This is a genomic window from Microbacterium sp., assembly GCF_041641055.1.
Classification (GTDB): Bacteria; Actinomycetota; Actinomycetes; order Actinomycetales; family Microbacteriaceae; genus Microbacterium.
In genome coordinates this window covers 1-21,586 of the sequence record NZ_JBEPZB010000024.1, presented here as the reverse complement: position 1 = coordinate 21,586, position 21,586 = coordinate 1, and the positions used below count along the sequence as shown (strand labels likewise).

Below are 21,586 nucleotides of genomic sequence, written 5' to 3'. Positions count from 1 at the left end.
GAATCGCCAGTTCCGCGACCGGCGTGAAGGCGACCTGACCGCGGGACTACAATCGCGGTGTGCCGTCCCGCTCGAGTGGACATGGAGCCCGTCTGCGGTTCTCGCTCGACTTGCAGTCGCCCTCGAGGTTGAAGTTGCGTCGCTCCTACCGAGCAATGGCTCCGTGCAGTTCGACTTGCGGCATTACATCTCAGTCGGTCCACCCCTGCGTGCCGGTGGTCTGGCCCGCTGCGACGATTGTGGCCGCGCATTTCACACGGGCGCCAAGGCGCGGAACCTATTCGCCTGTCTGCGCGGGGCGCCCCGACTGAATCCACTCAATGGAATCCAGCCAGTCTCGCCATACTTCGCTCCCCACAGCAGCGTTCTCGGAAGCAAACGCGATACGAACTGCCTCGACTGCCCGCGCGATATTGTTTCCCCCGGGTCTGTTTGCGATGCGCCACAAGTACTCGGTCATCGCGAGGAAACCCTCAGATACCGTCACCTCATGGTCCCGACGGACCACGCCATCGACCTCTCGCGGCCCTTCGAGTCGTCTCGTTTCGTGCGCCCACCACTCGCCGACACCGTCCGAGCCCGTATGGGGCTCATGCCCCGCAACAACCCAGTCGAGAGACGATAGCCAGTCGTACCAGCTCGCTTCGTCGAAGGGCACTCCGTCGAGAGCAACATCCGTGTCACCGAGCAACGTGATGAGGTCGTTCCCGTCGGCCCGAGTTACAAAGCGCCAGAGATACTCGCTCATCGCGCGTCCTGCCACAAGAGGCGAATAGGTCACGCTTGCTCGCACCACCGGAACGCTCTCCTGGTTGCCCACCGTCCACCTTGACAAGTCATCACCTTCCAGTTGGTTCGGAGCGGGCGCTCGACACCGATGGTGGGCCTAGTGGATTGGCTCCGCCACCGAGAACAGCGTGCGGAACGGAACTTCGCCCCCGCCCCATTGCGGCCCCAGACCAAACGACCGCGACCAGTGCTGACCGATGCTGCCAAGTTGCCGGATGAAGGTCGGAAGGTCAGCGGGGTCATCTGCCAGCAGGAGCTCGCTGCGCCGTATGACGGTCAGGTATCCCTTTGCAGGCATGGCTTCGAGCTCCGTCATGCTCTCGTGGAATGCCGCCCAGTTGTCGCCGAAATAGTCGGGAAATTTGAACGCGCTGGCGAACACTCCGAAGAGCGTCGGCGCCGTGCGCATGAGACTTCCTTCAAGGGTCACGACCGTGCCGGGCCAACCACTTGCCCGATTGAGAAGTTGCGCGACCAAGCTCTCATCGAGTCGGTGCACCCATGGCGAGGCGGTTCCCGAGATGTCATTCCACGTTGTCATCCAGTCCACCTCACGAAACTCTAGTCGTCTTCGGCCCGGCACCTTCCGAGCAGTGTCGACCCGAGGGTCGGGTCCCAACGCTTCGTTTGAACGCAATTCAGTGATTGGGAATTCAGGTGTCGGCGATTGGTTTGTGTGCAACGAGTCGAGAGCCCACCTCATATGCCCCCATACAACTGGCAGTCGGCAGAGCCACATACAAGCTAAGCGGCTCACGCGCGAACGACTGTTCGCGACGACTCGTGTAGGCAATTCCCACTCGTCTAGAACGTCCGGTTCGTTCAAGATTGGCTAAGTCCGTGGTGCACCGGTTTCGTCATAGGCTCTAAGCAAGACACTGAGCGACTCGCCCGCGAAAGAGCGGTCCTCGCCGACTCGTGTCTCAAACTCCCAGTCATCCAGGGCCTCGAGTGCCTCACGGATGGCGCTAGCCAGAAAAGCGACTTCGGCACGCGTGAGCCGAAGCGTCAGGAGTCCGGACTCGTCAGCGACTGCAGGTCGTTCGTCCTCCTCCAAGCGCAAGAACTCCATGTCCACCTTTCGTATCCCAAAATGAAACTAATCTTCATCGCCGTCGTCATCGACAGGGTACTGAGCCAACAAGTCTTCCAGTGCGAGGACCGCGTCCCCGACGGCTCGCTCCAAGGAGGGGTCCCACTCTCTGGGCTGCGCGTCGTCGGACATCAACGCGAGCGCCGTCTCGAGCGAGAACCATTCTTCCCGGTATCGGTTCGTCCATGCCTCGTCTAGAGAGAATTCAGTCCAGAGGGCGTCCAGGTTCGACACGAGCTTTCGTAGCGAGACTCGCCCGAGCTCATAGTCGCGGAGTATTGCCCTCGCGAGGCGAAGCTGACGCCTATCCCGTGCGCTGGCACTTCTGTTCATATCATCATCATTTCGGCATAATCTGTCGAATCAGCCCGTAGTCGACGGTAACAACCTCATGTGAGGCCTACCTCACGACGTGATGTCCGATGGCGCGGGCCACGTCGCCGAACCAGACAAGCGCGAACGATATGGCGGAATCGGGGTCGGAAATAAGTGACTCAAGATTATCGACGCTCTCACTGAGTTGACCGATGGTCAATTCTCCTGGAGGCTTGGTTACATCATAGATGTCGTCGGCGGGGATGGACCAAAAATAGTCCGCGTCGAGGAGCACACTTGCACCTGCAGCATCCTCGAGGTGTCCGATAAGGACTTCGAAAGCACTGCGGAGCATCGGTATCGTCACTTCAACGGGATGGCTCATGAGTAATATTCCTTAGCTTTTTTATCTCGTGCTGGAAGCCGCGAGTTTCGCGCAACTCGTCGCCGGGCTCGCCCGTGTCCGGGAACATTGCTGTCACACGACAGCACCTCGGTCCAGTCCGGGATGCCATCGGCATCCTCGTCCTCCGTGCCCACCGCGCACGTCGCCGTGCCGCACACCTCACGTTCGACGACATCGGGAATCGTGTCGTCGTCAGCGTCCTTGACGTCCGCGGCCGAGCTGAGCACCGAGACATCCGTAGTCGCGAACTCCGCCGTCGAGGCGGATGCCGCGCCAGCGCTCAGGAAGCTGGCGCAGAGAACTAGCAAGAATGCAGACACAGCCGATGCGCGGCGCAGCAGAGACTTCACAAGGTTCCCCCGAAATCGTCTACCCGACGACTTCGACGGCGGGTTTATGCAGTCACTGTGCCCATAAACGTGGACTTAAGCAAGTCTCGAAACGCAGTTCAACGCAGATGATTGCAGTTTGATAAAACCGCGTAACGAATGCGCGGCAACCGACTCTCTGTGCCGACACCTTCGCACGGTGCGACCAAAATCTTACCCACGAACAGAATACCGATATTACGTGGCGAGTTACCGGAGCTCGGAAACCACAACAGCCTCGGCTGCCCGATTCATCCACGGGCTGGGGTCAATCAGCAGGCAGTCTCGGCCGGGCCTTAACATCGCCAGCCACGTGCGTGCCGGTACCCGAGGGCCGGACGAGCAGTACCTCGAGTCGAACTGCCGAGCTCGAACGCCGAGGGCGCGATGAATACCGCGCCGCATCGACAAATGATGAACCAGTCCGTCCGAGCACGCGACGCAACACCGAACTGGTCACTCGTCCAGCGGCACGGCGATGCGGCCGCGTCGAACAACGTCTTTCGGCCCTAACTTAGAATCGGTCTACCTGACTTCCCAACTCCGGAAGTACCTCAACTGGTTCGACCAACTCGCCGACCGGCACGCGGGAGCACGGTCAGCACCCTTCCCTCCGCGAAGCGGGACTTGCGACGCAACATGCACCACGGCAAGAATCTCTCGCGGAGGCGAACCGGGATTCGTGCATGCCTGCGGAGCACTCTTGGATGATGCCGCAGCCCCTCGCCGACACACACGACGAGGGCATCCGCTTCATTCGCTACGTGTCGGCCCCGGGGAGCGGTGGTTCCACCCCTATCCGTAGGCGAACGTGAAGCGCACGGGCTGCGAATCCGGCGTCGCGGCTACGCACGTTCCCACCGCGAGCGCCGAGAGGTCCCAGTCCTCGACCACGAATCCATCGATGACGGACTCGTTGATTCCCTTTGCCCGGACCGAGGCGTCAAACCGGAGAATCTTCTTATTGCGACCGAACCGGTCCCGGACGAACTCACGTGAGGGAGCATCGAACAGTCGGAAAGAGAAGACGGTTCCGAACGCCGAGAGTACGGACATCGCCATCTCAGCACCGTACATCGCCTCTACCTGCTTGACGTTTTGCGAACCGACGATGAAACGCAGACCGAGCGAGCGCCCGAAGTTCAACCCGTTCGTGAGGTGCGTCAGCTCGGGCAGCAGAGCGAACTCATCGAGCACGAAGACGACTCGCCCGAGCGCGCGAGTGCGTGACATTGCTTCTTTCATCGCAATGTCCAGCATCGTCTTGTACACGGGGCTAAGCATTGAACCAGACGCGATGTCGTACTCGAGGAAAAGGGCGTGACCGCCCTTCTCACGAAGAAAACGACGGATTGAAAAGTCTCCTGGTCGACCAAACGAAGACCGGAATGACTCTTGAATCACCTGCTGCATGAACGCGACCGTAGCCCCCGTGGACGGCGAGCCTTCTCGGGCGATGTAGTGCTTAGCTCCACGAAGGTCTTCATTGCCTGACCGGTCAAGAATCTCGTGCATCTCGGTCACTGACATCCCCGCAATCCCGACGCGGATGTCCGCGTTCGAGCGGGCGTCGGACTCACGCAGCCGTGCGGTGAGCAAGGCAACGAATAGGTCCCGAGCGGCGCTGACGAAGTACACGTTGTCGCCGGAGTTTGCCAAGAGGTTGGCGAACAGGCCGTTGACTACTTCATAGATTTCGTCCTCGACGTCCCGTCCGGCGGGCACAGAGCGGAATTCCTCGAAGACGTTCCAGGTGACCGGCTTTGAACGATGTTGGTTCTGCGTAGCACCAATGACGACGTCGTCCGGGCGGCCGAACGCGTCCACATAGTCGCCCTTGGTGTCGAAGAAGACGAGGACGTCCTCCGGCCCCAACGCAGCGCGTATTGAGTGAACGAGTGAATGCATGCCGACGGACTTGCCGGTTCCGATTCCGCCCAAGAAAAGAACGTGCCGACCGAGCATCGCATCGGTAATGCCTACAGAGGTTCCGCCTACGCCGCGCACTCCGAACTCGCACGGGATTGGCCCGATGTGACCAACCGCATCAATAAGAGTGAGGCCACTGACGATGTCTTCCGTTACGTTTACCATCCGCTAGGTCCAAACTCTTCCTCGGGCTCGGGTTCAGACTCCTGGTGACGCTGCTCGCCCGGCGCCGGCTCGTCGTCAGGCTCGCCTTCTGGCTCCGCCTCGACCGCAACGTCGGGCTCGGGCTCAGGCTCCGTTGCCTGCTCTGGCTCTGGCTCAGGCTCAGCCCCTGCCTCCGCGTCTGGCTCAGGCTCAGGCTCAGGCTCAGGCTCAGGCTCAGGCGCTTCGCTGCTGGACTCGTCTGCGGCGTGCGGTTGCGCTCGTTGCTGGGCGTCGCTCGCATCCGGACTTAGGCCCACACGTGAGGCATCAGGCTCGTCGCGGGTCGGTAGGCTCCGCTGAGCCAGGTCATCTGCGGGTTGCGCCGCCGTCGCCGGCGAGGGGTCAGCATCATCCGCCCCGTGCTGCGCCACATGCGCTTCCTGACCCGGAGCGTGCCCTAGGCCGTGCTCAGTCCCCGCACTATCGCGCCGCCGAGATTCGGGACCGGCTTCATACTCAACGGCCGACGCCTCTTCGCGCCCCAACGGTGAGTTTTCAACCGACGGTGCACTACTCCCGGGGATGGACGTACTCTCGACCGCCCCCGCCTCGGACAGGTCCTCATCCTGCTCGGGTGAACCCGGCATCGGATACGCTGAGCCGTTTGCGGAGCCAGATTCAGCGCTGACGATGTCAACGACGAAAGGCCCCGTGCGTTCAGCTGGCAGAACTCCACCACCGGGAGGGCCACCGCCGCCTGCTCCAGCGGAGTTCTCGCGGGGAGTGCTGTCGAGATTCTTCCGCAAATCGTCTCGTTTGGAGGTTGACGAGGCGACCTGGCGGACTACCTTACCGGTCGTGTCGAAAACCTCAGCCTGAGGGGCGCTAACGGGGCTCGTAGGCTGACCGAGCGAAAGCGCAACCCCAGCAACCGCGGCCACTTTTCTGAGTCCCGGAGGCAGCTTGGGCCGCCCGGAGCTTGACGAGTCACCCATCAGTCGGTGGGCTCGAGAGTTGCTGCGCCCGCGCTGCGGAAGGACGCTATCAGCTCAAGCGCCGCATCAGCGAGCAGCTGGTCAAGAGTCCGCCCGGTTACTTTTTCAGCCTCCGTCGCCCACTCCCTATCTGACGCGTCCTCGAGCAGTCCTTCGCGAACCGCTGCGGCGATTGTGGACAGGTCGCGGCGACTGTCGACCAACAGTGCGAACCGCATCGCCAGGTCGGAGAGGTCAATTGTCTTGTCTCCGCCTACGCGAACGCGATAGCCGCCGTCGCCGAGGTCAGAATCAATGACCAAGTCCTTTCGCATCACCGGGACGACATCATCCAGCTCACTCAGCGCGCCCCCTTCGGGTAGCAGGGCCACCAGACGCTTGTTCGCCATGTCGACCAACAGTTGCTGTTCGGGACGAGGAACGTCGCGCTCGACTGCTTGGGGGTGCAGAGCGTTCAAGAAATCTCGGAACTTAGTCTCGAGTATGAACCCCCGCCTGTTGCCGCCTCGGAAATCTCCGATGGTCTGTACAGCTTTCCCCTCACTATCGGCGATGTAGCCAAGAGGCAACACGTGCACCGGATGGTCGAACACAGTGAGGTCGTACGAGTGCGGAACCATATCGTATTCTCTCCTGAGATGTGGTCGCGGATGCGTTGAGCCTAGTCGGGTGGATTCATGGCAAACGAACTAACCCTGTACCCTGCGGCGATGCCTAGCTCGTGGCGAGCGTACCGCGAGCCTGCGCATCGAGGATGACGGCGCCCGCATCGAAGGCGATGGCATCCAGGTTTGCGGAGCCTGCGTATAAGAAGGCGTCGGACGCGCGAAACACCCCCAATGCCCTAACGCCCGCCCAGCAGAGCAAAGCGACACCGATGAGCGGACCAAAGAGCAGGATGAGCAGGACGACGACACCAATGGTGAGCCAGTCTCTGTCCTGCGCCAGCGATACGAACCCGTTTGGTGCGAGAACGCCGAGGAAACCTCGCGGGCGCGCCAACGCCAGTACTACCACTGCGCCTAGTGCCAATGAGGCGACGAGCACAACCGTCGAAGCAACGGTGACGATGCCCGCCGCCTGGGCACCGGGTGAAGTTGTGTACATCCCCAATCCATTGGAGCCGCCCGCCAGCAACGCGGCAAGGGACGCCCCAAAGACGCCGATGAGGGCGGCGTTCAGCACGATGGCCACAGCTATGCCAGCACCGAGAGCATCAAGGCCGCGATGACGTCCTGCCTGGATGCCATCCACCTTGTCGAGTCTGTACTCGCTCGACACGGTGGACGAAGAAAAGGCGGTCTTGCTTTCCGCGGCATAGACGACGCGCGAGTCGGTGACAAACAGAAAGCTCACTAGCTTTCCGAGTGGACGCGTTACCGAGGCAACTGGGTAGCTTGCGATGACGCGCTCACCGTCGATAAGGCGGAACGGGTACTGCGGCGCGAGTGCGACGGGCGCCTCGGCATCTGGCATTGGCAGGGTCTCATGTGCATCATCGGCGGATGTACCGGGTTCAAACATCGTGCTCCTTTACTTGACGGGTTCTCGTGAGGTCAACGGCGTGCGATGAATCACCCGGCGCGGGAACTGAGCATCCATGAGGGAAGCAGGCACTGACCGCAACGGCTCTGCTCGGACCATGAACAGGCCGCCGGGCGGGGTGGAGCGCGTAGACCGAGGCTGCGCAAACAGCGCCCCATCAGGTCTCCAAGTGGAAGTCGTTTCCACGAGGGCGAACAGCGACTGCGCCACGTCCTTTGCGCGCTGAGCCGTTGGCTGTGGGGCGCTCGCTAGTGCCGAGTCTCCGACCGACGAAATCGAAGAACGCGCGACAAGCGCCCGACGATTGCGCGCGAGTAGGAACACGCCAGCGGCTGCAGCGAGCATGAGCGTGCCCATGCCAACGAGACCCGCGAGCGTGAATCCAGCGGAGCGAACTTCGACCATGCCGCTTCCAGACGCCTCCGCCGAACCTGCGCTCACCCATGAGCCGAAAGGGAGTTCGAGTATCGCGGGGTCAGGGGCCTCGACGATGTGGGTGCCAATGACCGAGGACGCCGCCGGGGTGAAGCTGTAAAACTCGCTCGCCCAGAAAATGTTCCCGCCGTCGGCTGATGTCGAGCTGAGACCGCCGCCTTCTGCCCATGCGCTGTACGCGGCGTTGAACTCGTCAATCGACCCTCCCGAGACTGTCACGGCATATGTCGTCTGTCCATCGACCTCGGAAGTGTTCAAGCTGCCGCTGCCTGCGGCCGGAGCCAGCAAGTCGATGAACCCATCGCCGACGAGCGCAACAGCATCCGACGGCACAGAGAAGCGAGCGGTAGATGTGACATCTCCGAACAGACCGATTGTCACTTTCTGAGACAACGAGGTAAACGCCGGTACGTACTCCAGTTCGGCCGTCTCCCCCGCTTCTAGGTCCATCGTGAAACTAGCCGGCGACATGTCCGATGCTGCAGAGATGTCGTCGACGAGCGGTGGGGCGTCAATGCTGCAAACGTTCTCACAACTGCTTGCGTTCACGAGCGAAACCGCGAGCGATGCCGGGTCCCCCTGTGCGCTTTTGACCTCCAAGCTGAACTGAGACTCGGAACCCATCACGTCGCTCGTCGCTTTCGCGACGGCGTCCGCGTTGCCCTGAATACTCACGGACCATGTTCCGTCGGTACGCCGAATGTCTGCACCCTTGGGTGTGTGCTCGGCAAAGTACTCGTCGTAAACGGCGGCGTCCACGTCCCCAGCGCCGACAAAGTCGATGGTCCGATGGATGGTATCGGTGTCGGAAATATCGGTATGCATCGCGACTTCGGTGAAGCCATTGTCTTCCACCGACGTTGCGGAGATGAATCCGCTCGAGACAGCGAGGTCTGCCCCATCGAAAGTCATCGATGTGGTGCCGAGCTCCGACAAGTTACCGCGGCTGCCGGACTCGACGATGCCGTCCTCGACCAGACCGTCGAACAACCAGCCAAGAAGCGACTGAGAACTGAAGCTCTCGGTAATACTGACGCCGGACACGAGTATTGAGTCGGAAACGTCGAAGTCAACGGCGCCAGACGTGTCTCCACCGGCCTTCAGCAGAGCTGAGACCTTATCGGCATAGTCGGCAGTGCTGTCGAATGCGAGCGTCAGAGTCAGTGTCAGGGCGCCGTCAGGGCCAGTCGTGATGCCGGTATATTCCATCGATTCGGGAAGGTGGGAGCGAATCGACGCGTCCGCCGCAGTGCTGCCACCGGCGAGATTTTCAGCGTCCTCCGCGCTCAACGACAGCGTCATCGTGCGGGTGCCTGACCCATCACGATTAACTGCGAGGAGCGTGTCGACCACCGCTCCACACCCGGTCAAACACACGATGGAGAGCAATGCAAAGGCCGCGAGCACAAAGCGAGGTATCGTTTGCCGTTCGCGCGTCTTCGCCTGCATTGTTCCCCCCAGAGCAACATGCGGTACCGCCTCGTCATGAGACGGCGCTGCCAACCATAGGTGGCACGGTCGATTCGTGCAACGAGTGGCGGGACTGCGACACGAGACAGCGCAAGTTCACGCGGCTGCACGAGCGGCCGAAGGCGGCGAAGTATGCGGCGTTCGACGACGAGTGTCGCTGCCTCATCGCGGGGCGCGGTTACTCCACAGAGGGGTTGCGCTCAGAGCTACTTGAACGCATACCTCGCATGACGGCGTATGAAACCAGCAGCAGGCGCACATGGCTATGCTCCCGCAGGAAGGCTCGCGCCGCCGAAGCACGTGCGCGATGCTGGTGCGATGACCAGACTTCTCACCCTCGAGGAGCTCATCGCCGCCCCGCGGGAGACGCCCTTTGAACCATCTCCCAGCTTCACTAACGCATGGTGGACGCGACCCGATGCGCCTCAGGGCCGCAACGTCCGATACTTCCAGGTAAGGGACGGCTTGCTCGACGTTGTCCGCCTCCGGGTGTTCGACCCAGCCGTTATCTGGCCGCAGTTTGACGATTTCGACGCTGACAAGTGCACCGTCGAAATCGACCGCATCGAGACGCGAGTGGAGTCGCGATTTCAAGGGTATGCACGGTCGGCACTGACCCTCCTATGTGAGGAGTTCGACACGTGCCAGGTCGTCGCATTCTCTCACGCCGACGAGTTCTGGGAGCGAACCGGCTTCGCGAAGAAGCATCGTCAGGGCGGCACCGGCCGCGAAGCGGCCTTCTTTGTCTGGCCACCGATGCGATAGGCGCTGGGTCTGGGTCGCCGCCGCCACGTCGGGTGGGCATCGACCCCACCGAGTCAAGTCCCAGGTAGCAGCGCGACGACGCGGACGCGCCCCGTACGGTCATCGTTCCACCCGTCCAGAAGTCGTCGCTCCGCCTGCCGGCCCCTCCCCGCTCCGCGCAAGTCTTGAGTAAGTCTTCAACCGCCGCCCGGCGCGACCAACCACAACGTCGGAACGAACAAGCACTGCGGAACACGGGGATTCGCGACGAACCATGAGACTGCATGGCATGCAGGGGGTCAGGGGTTCGAGTCCCCTCAGGTCCACAACGAAACCCGCGAGAGATCGCGGGTTTTCTTGTTTTTATCCGTGCCTCGAGGATTCAAGACCGTCGCTCTGAATCGCTCGTGAAGTCGGGCGTGCGAGTCATTCACAAGCGAGACCTATTGGCCTGAGGAGCCGGCGCCTTTCCGGCAATTGTCGGAAAGCACCAGCTGTCATGGCGCGAAGAAGACGACCGTCACTCGAGCATTCCCGCCGCCTTGGACCTTCTGCGGCACCTTTGATGAGCGCGACCGATGCGACTTCGGACAACTCCGAGGCGGGTTCAGTGATACATCGGAATGCGATCTCCCCACGACCTTGCCTAGTTGGACGCGGTCCATTTGAATCAGGGCACCGCAAACGCTGGGCTGTCGCGGAGTCGCTGATGAGCGTCACGCGCTCAGCCGTAGTGGATGCTTTGGAACAAAGACTAGAAGCTCGACCAACCGTGTTCCTTGTCGGAGCTCAGCTGCCGGCAGATACCGCTATGTCGCCCGTTGCAGTGAAAGTGCGCTAACCCCGCCTGTCGCGCGTCGCCTCGATCTGCCGTTCACCACACGAAAGATGAAGATCCATTCCATGCTTGCTGACGATCGCGATTTTGAGAACGTATGGGACGAACTGCTTTGGCGCGGACTTGTCCACGTCTCGACCGATCGACACGCGCTACGAACCCTCTTGGCGAATCCACCCGTTGTGTTCTACTGCGGTTTCGACCCGACGGCTCCCAGCTTGCATCTGGGGCACCTCGTCCAACTGTTGCTTCTGCGGAGACTGCAGCTGGCTGGCCATAGGCCTCTCGCTCTCGTCGGCGGATCGACGGGTCTGATCGGTGACCCTCGTCCCACGGCGGAGCGCACGCTCAATACGCGGGAGACGGTCGAGGAGTGGGTGGGGCGCCTGCGGACGCAGGTCGAGCGATACCTGAGTTTCGAGGGCGACAATGCCGCGCGCATCGTCAACAACCTCGACTGGACGGCGCCGCTGTCGGCGATCGACTTCCTGCGCGAGATCGGCAAGCACTACCGGGTCGGCACGATGCTGAAGAAGGATGCGGTCGCTGCGCGGTTGAACTCGGACGAGGGCATCAGCTACACCGAGTTCAGCTACCAGATCCTGCAGGGGATGGACTTCCTCGAGCTGTACCGGCAGTACGACTGTGTGCTGCAGACCGGTGGGTCGGACCAGTGGGGAAACCTGACCAGCGGTACGGATCTGATCCGTCGTGCTGAGGGGGTCTCCGCGCACGCGATCGGCACGCCGCTGATCACGAACAGCGACGGCACCAAGTTCGGCAAGAGCGAGGGCAACGCGATCTGGCTCGACGCCGACATGTGCAGCCCATACGCGTTCTACCAGTTCTGGCTCAACAGCGATGATGCCGACGTGGTCGACCGGTTGAAGGTCTTCACCTTCCTCACCAGGGCCGAGATCGAGGAGTACGCGGCACAGGTCGAGAGCGAGCCGTTCCGTCGTGCCGCGCAGAAGCGTCTCGCACTGGAGGTGACCGCTCTGGTTCATGGCTCAAGGGCGACTCAGTCAGTGATCGACGCGTCGGATGCCTTGTTCGGCGACGGAGAACTCGTCGATGTCGACGCGAAGACACTCGCTTCGGCACTACGTGCGATTCCGAACGCTCTACTACCCGTGGGGACGTCGGTCGTGCACGCGCTGATGGCCACGGGACTGGTGTCCTCCGTGTCAGAGGCGCGCCGTGCCATCGCGCAGGGTGGAGTGTCTCTCGATGGTGTCCGGGTCAACCGGGAGGACACACCAGTTCTCGGTTCACTCCCTGGTTCTGTTTCCGTGTTGAAACGTGGCCGCAGGACCCTCGCCGGTGTCTTCACCATCGCTCTCGCGGTGTAGACGACGATTCGCCTCCCGCTGCAACGTCGAGGTGCAGCCGCTCCCTGCACAGGTCGATGCCTCCCGCGCCAGGGACTTGCCATCGTCCCGGCATCCCGGGTAGGAAGGACCAGGCCGCCGGGCATCAGCGGGGCGGCCTTCGACGAGGGGGAGACACAGTGCTCGGACTGTTCCGACGACCGCAGACCATGTATGACGAGACGGCTCCTCGACTCGAGCCGCTCGAGCCAGGACTGTGGTCACGCGGCTTCGGCCTGGCCGCCACCCGCAGCCTGCAGACACTCGCGGTGCTCGCTCTCGTCGCGGTCGGCGTCCTGGTGATCACGCAGCTCTCGCTCGTCTTCATCCCCGTCACGATCGCGCTGATCCTCGCGTCGGCGATCCATCCCCTGGTCGCCGTCATGCGCCGGCGCGGTGTGCCCTCGATCCTCGCGACCTGGATCGCCCTGATCGGCATCCTCGCGATCCTCGGCGGCATCGTCTGGGTGATCGTCCTCACGGTGCGCTCGCAGTGGGACGACCTCATCACCTCGGCCACCGACGGCATCACCCAGATCACCGCCTGGCTCGACACGCTGCCTTTCGACATCGCCGCCATCGACCTCGACGACGTGTGGGCGGGTGTCGGCGACTTCCTCACCAGCGCCTCGTTCGGCCGCGGTGCCCTGGCCGGGGTGTCGGCGACGGCGAGCTTCTTCACGGGCCTCGCCCTGATGATCGTGGTGCTGTTCTTCTTCCTGAAGGACGGCCCGCGCATCTGGGAGTTCCTGCTCCGACCGTTCACGGGCGCGAGCTACGACAGGGCGCGCCGGATCGGCGACAAGACCGTCGATGTCTTCGGCGGCTACGTCCGCGGAACCTCGATCGTCGCGGCCGCGGATGCCCTCGGCATCGGCATCGGCCTCGCGATCCTGCAGATCCCGCTGGCCATCCCGCTCGCGGTGATCGTCTTCCTGACCGCGTTCATCCCGCTCGTCGGGGCGACAGCCGCCGGCATCCTCGCAGCCCTCGTCGCTCTGGTCACCCACGGGCCGGTCGCCGCACTGATCGTCGTCGGCATCGTGGTGCTGGTTAATCAGCTCGAGGGCAACTTCCTGCAGCCGGTCGTGATGGCCCGATCGCTGAAGCTGCATGCTCTGGTGATCCTGCTCGCGTTGACCACCGGCACCATCCTCGGCGGGATCGTCGGGGCCGTGCTGTCCGTGCCGATCGCCGCGGTCGCGTGGGGCATCATCACGGTGTGGGATGGCCCGCACACCCCCGCGCGTCCCTTCCGGAAGAAGCGCCCCGAGACCGTCTGAGAGGTGAGGAGCTACTCCTCACCGGCGCGGACGTCAACCCGCTCCCCCACCGGTGGAGTCGGTCCTATCGTGGCGCGCACATCACACGAGAGGAGTCAGCGATGACGAACAACCCGATCCCCCCGCTCGTCCCCCGACCCGACGACGACGCAGAGGTCGACGGCGTGCCGCACCGCGAAGTCGACGGCGAGCCTGTGCTCGACACGGACGCGGATGCCGACCAGGTCGACGGCGTCGCTGCCGATCGCCTGGCCGCCGAGCACCCCGCCGAGGAAGACTGAGTCCAGGACGAGCCTTCGCGGGGGTCGGGTCCGCGGACCCGGCCCCCGCACACCGTCAGGTCGCGAGCAGCGGCGGCAGGTGCGGAATCGGGATGGGCCGTGTCGACCTGCTGGAATCCTGCACGCGGGTCACTTCCTCGAGCACCTCGTACGGCGTCGTGTATCGCACCGCGAGCGGCAGATCACGCAGCCAGACGACTTCGACCTCGGTGTCGGCGTACTCGTAGACGGAAGCGACCACGTGCCGCGGATCGCTCGCCTCATAGCGCCGATCGTTGATCACCCATTCCGACGGCGTGACGCGATGCAGCACGTATCTCGGCTCTGGATCTCCGGACATGTGATTCCCTCCAAGACTCTCTCCCCACTTCAGAGCATGCGCCTCGGAGGCGAAAGCTCACAGGGGCTTGACAGCCAGAGGGAGAGGCTTCAGGATCACCGTTCAGCCGGTGGGGCGGATCGTCAGGTCGGTGAGCGCGGCGTCGTCGGGCAGATCGAGTGCGGTCAGGATCGTCGTCGCGACGGAGTCCGCCGTGATGAAGCGCTCCGGCCGGTACTCGCTGCCTTCCTGCTGGTGCACCCGCTCCTGCATCGGCGTGGCCGTGCGTCCGGGGTAGATGGAGGTGACACGCACGCCGTGCTCGGACTCCTCGGAGCGCAGGGCGTCGGCGAGCGCCTTCAGGCCGTGCTTGGAGGCGGCATAGGCCGACCAGCCGGCGTGCGCGTGCAGGCCTGCGCCGGAGTTCACGAAGACGATGCGTGCACGCGAGACGCGCAGCAGAGGCAGCAGGAGCCGCGTGAGCTCGGCTGGGCCCACGAGATTGACGGCGAGCTGACTCTCCCAGAGGTTCGCGGGCAGATCGGCCACGGGCCCCAGGTCCACGACGCCGGCCACATGCACCAGCGAGTCGATGCGCTCGGGCAGGGGCTGCTTCGACAGCGCCCACGAGAGGCGTCCTGGCTGCGACAGGTCGCCGACGAGAGCCGTGGCACCCGGCAGCGCTGCGGTGATCTCCCTGGCGCGACCCACATCGCGCGCCAGCACCACGACCTGATCACCCCGGTCGAGCAGGCGACGCGCGACCGCGGCGCCGATTCCGGATCCGGCACCGGTGATCAGGTGGACGCGCATGTCAGCCGCGGTCTGCGGCGGCGTCTGCGAGCTCGAAGGGAACGACCGGGCAGTCCTTCCAGAGCCGCTCGAGACCGTAGTAGACGCGCTCCTCCTGGTGGAACACGTGCACGATCAGGTCGCCGAAGTCGAGCAGCACCCAGCGGGCCTCCGCTCGACCCTCGCGACGGACTCGCTTGTGCCCCGCCTCGACAAGACGGTCCTCGACCTCGTCGGCGATCGCGGCGACGTTGCGCTCGCTGTTCCCGGTGACGAGCAGGAAGATGTCGACGAGCGGCAGGGGCTCCGAGACGTTCAGCGCGACGAGGTCCTCACCACCCTTCGACACGGCGGCGTCTGCAGCGATCTGCAGCATCTCTTCGGCGGTTTCAGGTGACTGCATCAGAACACATTCGTGGTGAAGGCGACGATCAGGGCAACGCCCAGCGCGAGCGCGAGACCACCCGCCACGATCGCGAGGATGAGCATGAGTTTGTTGCCCTTTTCGGGGGCCGGCGGTCGGATGATCTCGCCAGCGGGCTTGATGGTGCTGACAGCCGAACTGGCGGCGATCGGCGTGGGCGAGGATGCGGGAGCGAGCTCGCCGTCGATGAGGACGGCGTCGACATCCTTGCCGTCGGTGGTGCCGTGCGCGTGACCCTGCGAGCCGAGGCCCTTGGGCAGCTCGTACGAGCCGGTCACGAGGATCTCCCCGGTCGAGGCGACCGGGCCGGACAGCGAACCGTCGCCCGCCGACGGGGTGAAGATCAGGGTGTTGGGCGCCAGGTGCTGCGAGCCCGTGGAGTCGCCGACCGTGAGCAGTTCGTCGAACGACGGCACGAACGGCTTCTTCGCCTCGGCGGGGTCGCTCAGCAGCTCCTGGCCGAAGGCCGGGTTCACCGTGGGGCGCTCCCCCTCGGCGACGTCCTGGTCGTCGGAATCCTGCACATCCGCGAGGACGTCATCGGTCTCGACGGCGTCGTCGTCGTGCGGCTCGACCTCGATGCCGAGTGCCGCGACGGCCTCTGCCGCGTCTGCGGTCTCGAGCGGCTCCGACTCGCGCTCGTCGGCTCCAGAGTCGACCGCGGCGGTCTGAGGCTCGATCGTGGTCTCGTCGTGGTCCACGACGCCCGACGCACTCACTGGCGTAGGAAGGTCGATCTCCTCGGCGGCCTCGGCGTCGGTGTCCTCATCGAGGTCGTCGGCGGGGACGCTCTCATCGGCAGGCACGGGAGGCGTGAACGCGGGCACTGCGGTGACGAGGGCCGGAGCCTCGGGGAGTGTCGGGAGCGGCGTGACGGCGGGAGCCTCCTCGACAGGGGCCTCCTCGACAGGGGCCTCCTCGACGGGAGCCTCCTCGGCAGGAGCTTCCTCGACAGGGGCCTCCTCGACAGGAGCCTCCTCGGCAGGAGCCTCCTCGGCCGCCACGGGAACGGACTCGGTCGTGACGCGCTCGCGCTCGCGAACCTGGCGACGCGTCAGGGGAACAGCGCCGTTCCCCGCATCCGACTCGTCCGATGCGGGCGGCTCCGGCGTCGGAGCCGGTGCGATCTCGACCGGCTCGGCTGCGCGCGGAAGCGGCGGTACCGGCGGCGCGGCGGCCGCTGCGGCCTCTTCGGGCGTGATGACCGGCGTGGATCCCGTCAGCCTGATCTCACGCAGCTGCTTTCGCGTCAGCGGACCCTGACCCTGCTGATCCGATGTACTCATGCCTTGCTCCGATACAGATGATGCTTCGCGATGTATTGAACGACTCCGTCGGGAACGAGATACCAGACCGGCTCGTCTTCGCGAACCCGCGCGCGGCAGGCCGTCGACGAGATGGACAGCGCCGGCACCTCCAGTTGGCTGACGTTGTCGCTCGGGAGGCCGTCGGTGCTCAGAACGTGTCCTGGACGCGAGACCGCGACGAAGTGGGCCAACTCCCACAGTTCATCATGGTCCCTCCAACTGAGAATTTGCGCCACGGCATCGGCACCGGTGATGAAGAAGAGCTCCGCGTCGGGGCGCCGTTCCTTGAGATCGCGCAGAGTGTCGATCGTGTAGGTGGGTCCAGCGCGGTCGATGTCGACCCTGCTGACCGTGAACTGCGGGTTCGATGCGGTCGCGATGACCGTCATGAGATAACGGTGCTCGCTCGGCGTGACGTCCGACTTCTGCCAGGGATGCCCGGTGGGGACGAACACGACCTCATCGAGGTCGAACGAGTGCGCGACCTCGCTGGCGGCGACCAGGTGCCCGTGATGGATGGGGTCGAAGGTGCCGCCCATCACACCGATGCGCGCCGGACGCGAGGTCGTGTCGTTCATAGGGGCCTAGTGGCCGTGCCCTGCCTCGTGGCCGTCCTTGCCGTGCTGCGCCGCCCATGCGTCGGCCTTGGCGGAGTGGCGGTTCGCGACGTTCTTGTACGACAGCGTGACGAGGCCGAGGAAGGCGAAGACGATGATGGCGATCACGCCGAAGATCAGCGTCTCGAGCTGCACGTTGCCGTAATGCTCGGTTTCAGCAGCGGCCATCGCGATCTGTGCGACGAGATTCATCCTGACTCCGTTTCGTGGCTGGCGGGCGTGACTCACGAGGAGCCACAGCGCCCCCTAGTCTAGCCCTCAGGCGCGTGTCTGCCCTGCCCCACGCGCCAGCCATTTCGTGCTGGTCAGCTCGGAAAGCCCCATCGGTCCGCGTGCGTGCAGCTTCTGCGTGGAGATGCCGACCTCCGCCCCGAAGCCGAACTCGGCCCCGTCCGTGAACCGGGTGGACGTGTTGACCATGACGACGGCGGAGTCGACCTCGGCGAGGAAGCGCTCGGCGTTGCGGGTGTCGGTGGTGATGATCGATTCCGTGTGCCCGGTGCTGTAGCGACGGATGTGATCCAGCGCATCGTCGAGCGTGTCGACCACCTTGATCGCGATATCGAGGCTCAGGTACTCCGTCGCCCAGTCCTCCTCCGTCGCGGGGATGACGTTCGTGACGAGCCCTACGACCATGTCGTCGCCGTGGATGGCGACGCCCTCGCTCTGCAGCGCGCTCGCGACCAGCGGCACCAGACGCGGCGCCGCCTGACGCAGGACGAGCACGGTCTCGACCGCGTTGCAGACACTCGGGCGCTGGACCTTGGCATTCACGACGATGTCGGTCGCCCAGTCATCCGGCGCGGTCTCGTCGAGGACGATGTGCACGTTCCCGGCGCCCGTCTCGATGACCGGCACGGTCGATTCCGTCACGACGGTCTCGATCAGGCCGGCGCTGCCGCGCGGCACGAGGACGTCGACGAGTCCCCGTCCGTGCATGAGGGCTTTCGCGCCGTCTCGTCCGAAATCGTCGACCGTCTGCACGGCCTCGGGCGTGACGCCCGCGCTCTGCAGCGCATCTCGCATGATCTGCACCAGGACGGAGTTCGAATCCCGAGCCGCGCTGCCTCCCCGCAGGACGACGGCGTTGCCGGAACGCAGCGCGAGGGCGGCGATGTCGACCGTGACGTTCGGACGCGCCTCGTAGATCGCCCCCACCACGCCGAAGGGCACGCGCACCTGCTCGAGCGCGACGCCGTTGGGCATCCGATGCCCTCCGACCACACGTCCGACCGGATCCGGCAGCGCGGCGACCTCTCGCACCGCCGATGCGAGCGCCGCGACGCGCTTCGCGTCGAGTCGCAGCCGATCGATCAGCGAATCGCCGATGCCGTCGGCCTGCCCGCGAGCGATGTCGCGACCGTTCGCCTCGATCACCGCTGGAGCATTCTCCTCCAGTGCGACCGCGATCGCCTCGAGCGCACGGCCCTTGTCATCGCTGGTGAGCGCGGCAGTGGCTCGGGAGGCCTCTTTGGCGCGTTCCAAGCGCACCTGCGGGGTCTGGTCGGTCATCCGCCCAGTCTAGGAGAGCGCGGGCTCGAACCAGGTTCCTATTTCGGCGCCCGACAGTGCCTGTTCGACGAGGTCGGCGCTCGTCACCAGCACTCCGATGCCGGAGGCTGCCGCCAGGCGCGCGGCCGAGACCTTGGTCGCCGCTCCCCCGGTGCCGACGCTGTTCACGACGGTCGATCCGAACTCGAGCCCCGAGAGGTCGGCGTCCGGTGCGACCACATCGATCGGCTCGGCAGTCGGGTCGGACGGCGGCTTGGTGTACAGCGACTCGATGTCGCTGAGGAGCACGAGCGCGTCGGCCTCGATGAGCTGTGCGACGAGCGCCCCGAGACGGTCGTTGTCGCCGAACCGGATCTCCTGCGTCGCCACGGTGTCGTTCTCGTTGACGATCGGAAGGATTCGCAGACCGAGCAGGCGCTCCATGGCGCGGCGCGCGTTGCTGCGCGAGGTCGGGTTCTCGAGGTCGCCGGTGGTGAGGAGAACCTGTCCTGCGACGATGTCGTACGGGCGCAGCGACTCCTGGTACCGATACACGAGGATGTTCTGTCCCACTGCCGCGGCGGCCTGCTGCGTGGCGAGGTCTGTGGGCCTCGCGTCCAGGCGCAGGAAGGGTATGCCGGTGGCGATCGCGCCGGACGAGACGAGGATGACCTCAGCGCCGCGTGCGTGCGCCGCGGCCAGGGCCTCGACCAGCACCGGGATGCGCCAGGAGGACTCGCCGCTGATCGACGAGGACCCGACTTTCACCACGATCCGGGAAGCGGTCGCGAGATCCGCCCTGGTGCGGGCGGTCACTCGCCTTCCTCGCGGTACGCCGCGCGTCGCTGAGCCTCGACCTCGGCGCGAGCCTCGGCCTTGGCATCCATGCGCTCGTAGTACGTCTCACGACGCTCGGAGGTGGTGCGACGGCTGTTGGGCGCCAGACGCGGGTCAGTGCCTCGCGGCGCGGTCATCAGCTCGGCCGCCGAGGTCATGGTCGGCTCCCAGTCGAAGACGATGCTGTCGCCCTCGCCGATCACGACGGTCGAGCCCTGCACCGCGCCCAGGCGGAAGAGCTCGTCCTCGACGCCCAGCTTCTCGAGCCGGTCCGCGAGGTAGCCCACGGCCTCCTCGTTCTGGAAGTCGGTCTGCTGGACCCAGCGCACCGGCTTCTCGCCGAGAATGCGGTAGACGTTGCCGTAGCTTCCGCCCTCGACGCGGATCTCGAAGCCCTTCTTGGGGCCACGCGGGCGGAGGACGACGCGCTCGCGCGGGACCTCGTTGGCGGCGAGCTCGGCACGGTGCTTGTCGACGATCTCCCCGAGGGCGTAGGTGAGAGGACGCAGCCCCTCGTGCGAGATCGTGGAGATGTCGAAGACGCGGAAGCCTCGAGCCTCAAGGTCGGGACGCACGAGGTCGGCCAGCTCGCGGGCCTCCGGCACGTCGATCTTGTTCAGAGCGATGAGCTGCGGGCGCTCCAGAAGCGGAGTCTGCCCTTCCGGGACCTCATAGGCGGCCAGCTCACCGAGGATCACGTCGAGGTCGGAGATCGGGTCACGGCCCGACTCGAGCGTCGCGCAGTCGAGGACGTGCAGCAGCGCGGTGCAGCGCTCGACATGCCGGAGGAACTCGAGTCCGAGACCTCGTCCCTCGCTCGCGCCTTCGATGAGACCCGGCACGTCGGCGACGGTGTACCGCGAGTCGCCCGCCTGGACGACACCGAGATTCGGGTGCAGCGTCGTGAACGGGTAGTCGGCGATCTTGGGGCGCGCGGCGGAGATCGCGCCGATCAGGCTCGACTTGCCCGCCGACGGGTAGCCGACCAGGGCCACGTCGGCGACGGTCTTGAGCTCGAGGACGACGTCGGTCTCGACCCCGGGGGTGCCGAGCAGTGCGAAACCAGGCGCCTTGCGCTTCGGTGTGGCCAGCGCGGCATTGCCGAGGCCGCCGTGTCCGCCCTTGGCGACGACGAACCGCTCGCCGGGCTCGATCAGGTCGATCAGCACCTCACCGGCCGCGTTCTTCACCACGGTGCCGACGGGGACGGGGAGTTCGAGGTCCTCGCCCATGAAGCCGGCACGGTGGTCGCCCATGCCGGGGCCGCCGTTGCCGGAGCTGCGGTGCGGAGAGTGGTGGTATGAGAGCAGCGTTCCCGTCTGCGTGTCGGCGACGAGCACGACGTCGCCGCCGTCGCCGCCGTTGCCGCCGTCGGGGCCGCCGAGCGGCTTGAACTTCTCGCGGTGCACAGAGACACAGCCGTTGCCGCCCTTGCCCGCACGCAGATGAAGCGTCACGGTGTCGACGAAGCTGACCATGTCTCTCTCCTCACTAGATGTCGGCCGTGACGAGTCTCGGCCTAAACGCAGATTCGGGACGGGCCGAAGCCCGCCCCGAATCGGATGACTGTTGTCGTGCTGTGATCACTCAGCAGCGGCGACGATGTTGACGACCTTGCGGCCGCCCTTCGCGCCGAACTGGACCGCACCGGCGGCCAGAGCGAACAGCGTGTCGTCGCCACCACGGCCGACGTTCACGCCGGGGTGGAAGTGCGTGCCGCGCTGGCGGACGATGATCTCGCCGGCGAGAACCTGCTGTCCACCGAAGCGCTTGACGCCAAGTCGCTGAGCGTTG

The 21,586-nt window shown here is 64.7% G+C and carries 23 protein-coding genes; 4 read left to right on the top strand and 19 right to left on the bottom strand.

Annotated elements, in window-relative coordinates:
* Window positions 1-277: 277 nt before the first annotated feature.
* The 9 genes from ACESK8_RS13810 to ACESK8_RS13770 form a co-directional block, all read right to left on the bottom strand.
* Window positions 278-748, bottom strand: coding sequence for a hypothetical protein (locus ACESK8_RS13810; protein ID WP_372969133.1), 471 nt, complete (start codon window positions 746-748; stop codon window positions 278-280).
* Between the two features lie 138 nt (window positions 749-886).
* Complete coding sequence (locus tag ACESK8_RS13805; protein ID WP_372969132.1) at window positions 887-1,330, bottom strand: barstar family protein; 444 nt, start codon at window positions 1,328-1,330, stop codon at window positions 887-889.
* Between the two features lie 558 nt (window positions 1,331-1,888).
* Window positions 1,889-2,215, bottom strand: a complete 327-nt coding sequence (locus ACESK8_RS13800; RefSeq protein ID WP_372969131.1) for a hypothetical protein — start codon at window positions 2,213-2,215, stop codon at window positions 1,889-1,891.
* Window positions 2,216-2,282: 67 nt separating this feature from the next.
* Window positions 2,283-2,582, bottom strand: a complete 300-nt coding sequence (locus tag ACESK8_RS13795; RefSeq protein ID WP_372969130.1) for a hypothetical protein — start codon at window positions 2,580-2,582, stop codon at window positions 2,283-2,285.
* Window positions 2,579-2,953: a hypothetical protein gene (locus ACESK8_RS13790; protein WP_372969129.1), complete on the bottom strand. Its 375-nt coding sequence runs from the start codon at window positions 2,951-2,953 to the stop codon at window positions 2,579-2,581. The genes ACESK8_RS13795 and ACESK8_RS13790 overlap by 4 nt, the downstream gene beginning before the upstream one ends.
* A gap of 813 nt (window positions 2,954-3,766) precedes the next feature.
* Entirely contained in the window at window positions 3,767-5,065 is a 1,299-nt protein-coding gene (locus ACESK8_RS13785; RefSeq protein WP_372969128.1) for a type IV secretory system conjugative DNA transfer family protein, read from the bottom strand.
* Window positions 5,066-6,038: 973 nt separating this feature from the next.
* Entirely contained in the window at window positions 6,039-6,659 is a 621-nt protein-coding gene (locus ACESK8_RS13780; protein ID WP_372969127.1) for a hypothetical protein, read from the bottom strand.
* A gap of 94 nt (window positions 6,660-6,753) precedes the next feature.
* Window positions 6,754-7,563: a hypothetical protein gene (locus tag ACESK8_RS13775; protein ID WP_372969126.1), complete on the bottom strand. Its 810-nt coding sequence runs from the start codon at window positions 7,561-7,563 to the stop codon at window positions 6,754-6,756.
* A gap of 9 nt (window positions 7,564-7,572) precedes the next feature.
* The gene (locus ACESK8_RS13770; RefSeq protein ID WP_372969125.1) at window positions 7,573-9,468 is read right to left on the bottom strand and encodes a hypothetical protein; all 1,896 of its coding nucleotides are present in this window, start codon (window positions 9,466-9,468) and stop codon (window positions 7,573-7,575) included.
* A gap of 339 nt (window positions 9,469-9,807) precedes the next feature.
* On the opposite strand from ACESK8_RS13770, the gene ACESK8_RS13765 reads away from it, so the two are divergent.
* The 4 genes from ACESK8_RS13765 to ACESK8_RS13750 all read left to right on the top strand — a co-directional run bounded on the left by ACESK8_RS13765 (window position 9,808) and on the right by ACESK8_RS13750 (window position 14,005).
* Window positions 9,808-10,254, top strand: a complete 447-nt coding sequence (locus tag ACESK8_RS13765; protein WP_372969124.1) for a hypothetical protein — start codon at window positions 9,808-9,810, stop codon at window positions 10,252-10,254.
* An 867-nt stretch (window positions 10,255-11,121) separates the two neighbouring features.
* Window positions 11,122-12,423, top strand: coding sequence for a tyrosine--tRNA ligase (gene tyrS, locus ACESK8_RS13760; RefSeq protein WP_372969123.1), 1,302 nt, complete (start codon window positions 11,122-11,124; stop codon window positions 12,421-12,423).
* A 188-nt stretch (window positions 12,424-12,611) separates the two neighbouring features.
* On the top strand, window positions 12,612-13,724 hold the full coding sequence (locus ACESK8_RS13755; RefSeq protein ID WP_372969122.1) for an AI-2E family transporter: 1,113 nt from the start codon (window positions 12,612-12,614) through the stop codon (window positions 13,722-13,724).
* Window positions 13,725-13,825: 101 nt separating this feature from the next.
* Window positions 13,826-14,005 carry a hypothetical protein gene (locus ACESK8_RS13750; protein ID WP_372969121.1) on the top strand — a complete coding sequence of 60 codons (180 nt, stop codon included), beginning with the start codon at window positions 13,826-13,828 and terminating at the stop codon, window positions 14,003-14,005.
* A gap of 55 nt (window positions 14,006-14,060) precedes the next feature.
* On the opposite strand, the gene ACESK8_RS13745 is transcribed toward ACESK8_RS13750, so the two are convergent.
* The 10 genes from ACESK8_RS13745 to rpmA form a co-directional block, all read right to left on the bottom strand.
* A complete protein-coding gene (locus ACESK8_RS13745; protein ID WP_060927365.1) occupies window positions 14,061-14,345 on the bottom strand; it encodes a hypothetical protein in 285 nt (94 codons plus the stop codon).
* 102 nt (window positions 14,346-14,447) lie between these two features.
* The gene (locus ACESK8_RS13740) at window positions 14,448-15,137 is read right to left on the bottom strand and encodes an SDR family oxidoreductase (RefSeq protein WP_372969120.1); all 690 of its coding nucleotides are present in this window, start codon (window positions 15,135-15,137) and stop codon (window positions 14,448-14,450) included.
* A 1-nt stretch (window position 15,138) separates the two neighbouring features.
* The gene (rsfS, locus tag ACESK8_RS13735) at window positions 15,139-15,519 is read right to left on the bottom strand and encodes a ribosome silencing factor (protein WP_060927363.1); all 381 of its coding nucleotides are present in this window, start codon (window positions 15,517-15,519) and stop codon (window positions 15,139-15,141) included.
* Window positions 15,519-16,826, bottom strand: coding sequence for a hypothetical protein (locus ACESK8_RS13730; protein ID WP_372969119.1), 1,308 nt, complete (start codon window positions 16,824-16,826; stop codon window positions 15,519-15,521). Before ACESK8_RS13730 ends, rsfS begins: the two co-directional genes overlap by 1 nt.
* A complete protein-coding gene (nadD, locus tag ACESK8_RS13725) occupies window positions 16,823-17,425 on the bottom strand; it encodes a nicotinate-nucleotide adenylyltransferase (RefSeq protein WP_060927361.1) in 603 nt (200 codons plus the stop codon). The genes ACESK8_RS13730 and nadD overlap by 4 nt, the downstream gene beginning before the upstream one ends.
* 6 nt (window positions 17,426-17,431) lie before the next feature.
* Entirely contained in the window at window positions 17,432-17,656 is a 225-nt protein-coding gene (locus tag ACESK8_RS13720) for a hypothetical protein (protein ID WP_372969118.1), read from the bottom strand.
* Window positions 17,657-17,722: 66 nt separating this feature from the next.
* Window positions 17,723-18,976 (bottom strand): glutamate-5-semialdehyde dehydrogenase, encoded by a 1,254-nt coding sequence (locus ACESK8_RS13715; RefSeq protein ID WP_372969117.1) that lies wholly within the window; start codon window positions 18,974-18,976, stop codon window positions 17,723-17,725.
* 9 nt (window positions 18,977-18,985) lie between these two features.
* Window positions 18,986-19,771, bottom strand: a complete 786-nt coding sequence (proB, locus tag ACESK8_RS13710) for a glutamate 5-kinase (protein ID WP_372969116.1) — start codon at window positions 19,769-19,771, stop codon at window positions 18,986-18,988.
* A complete protein-coding gene (gene obgE / locus ACESK8_RS13705) occupies window positions 19,768-21,270 on the bottom strand; it encodes a GTPase ObgE (protein ID WP_372969115.1) in 1,503 nt (500 codons plus the stop codon). The genes proB and obgE overlap by 4 nt, the downstream gene beginning before the upstream one ends.
* 105 nt (window positions 21,271-21,375) lie before the next feature.
* Window positions 21,376-21,586 (bottom strand): 50S ribosomal protein L27 (rpmA, locus tag ACESK8_RS13700; protein ID WP_372969114.1); only part of this gene is annotated, 211 nt, incomplete at its 5' end.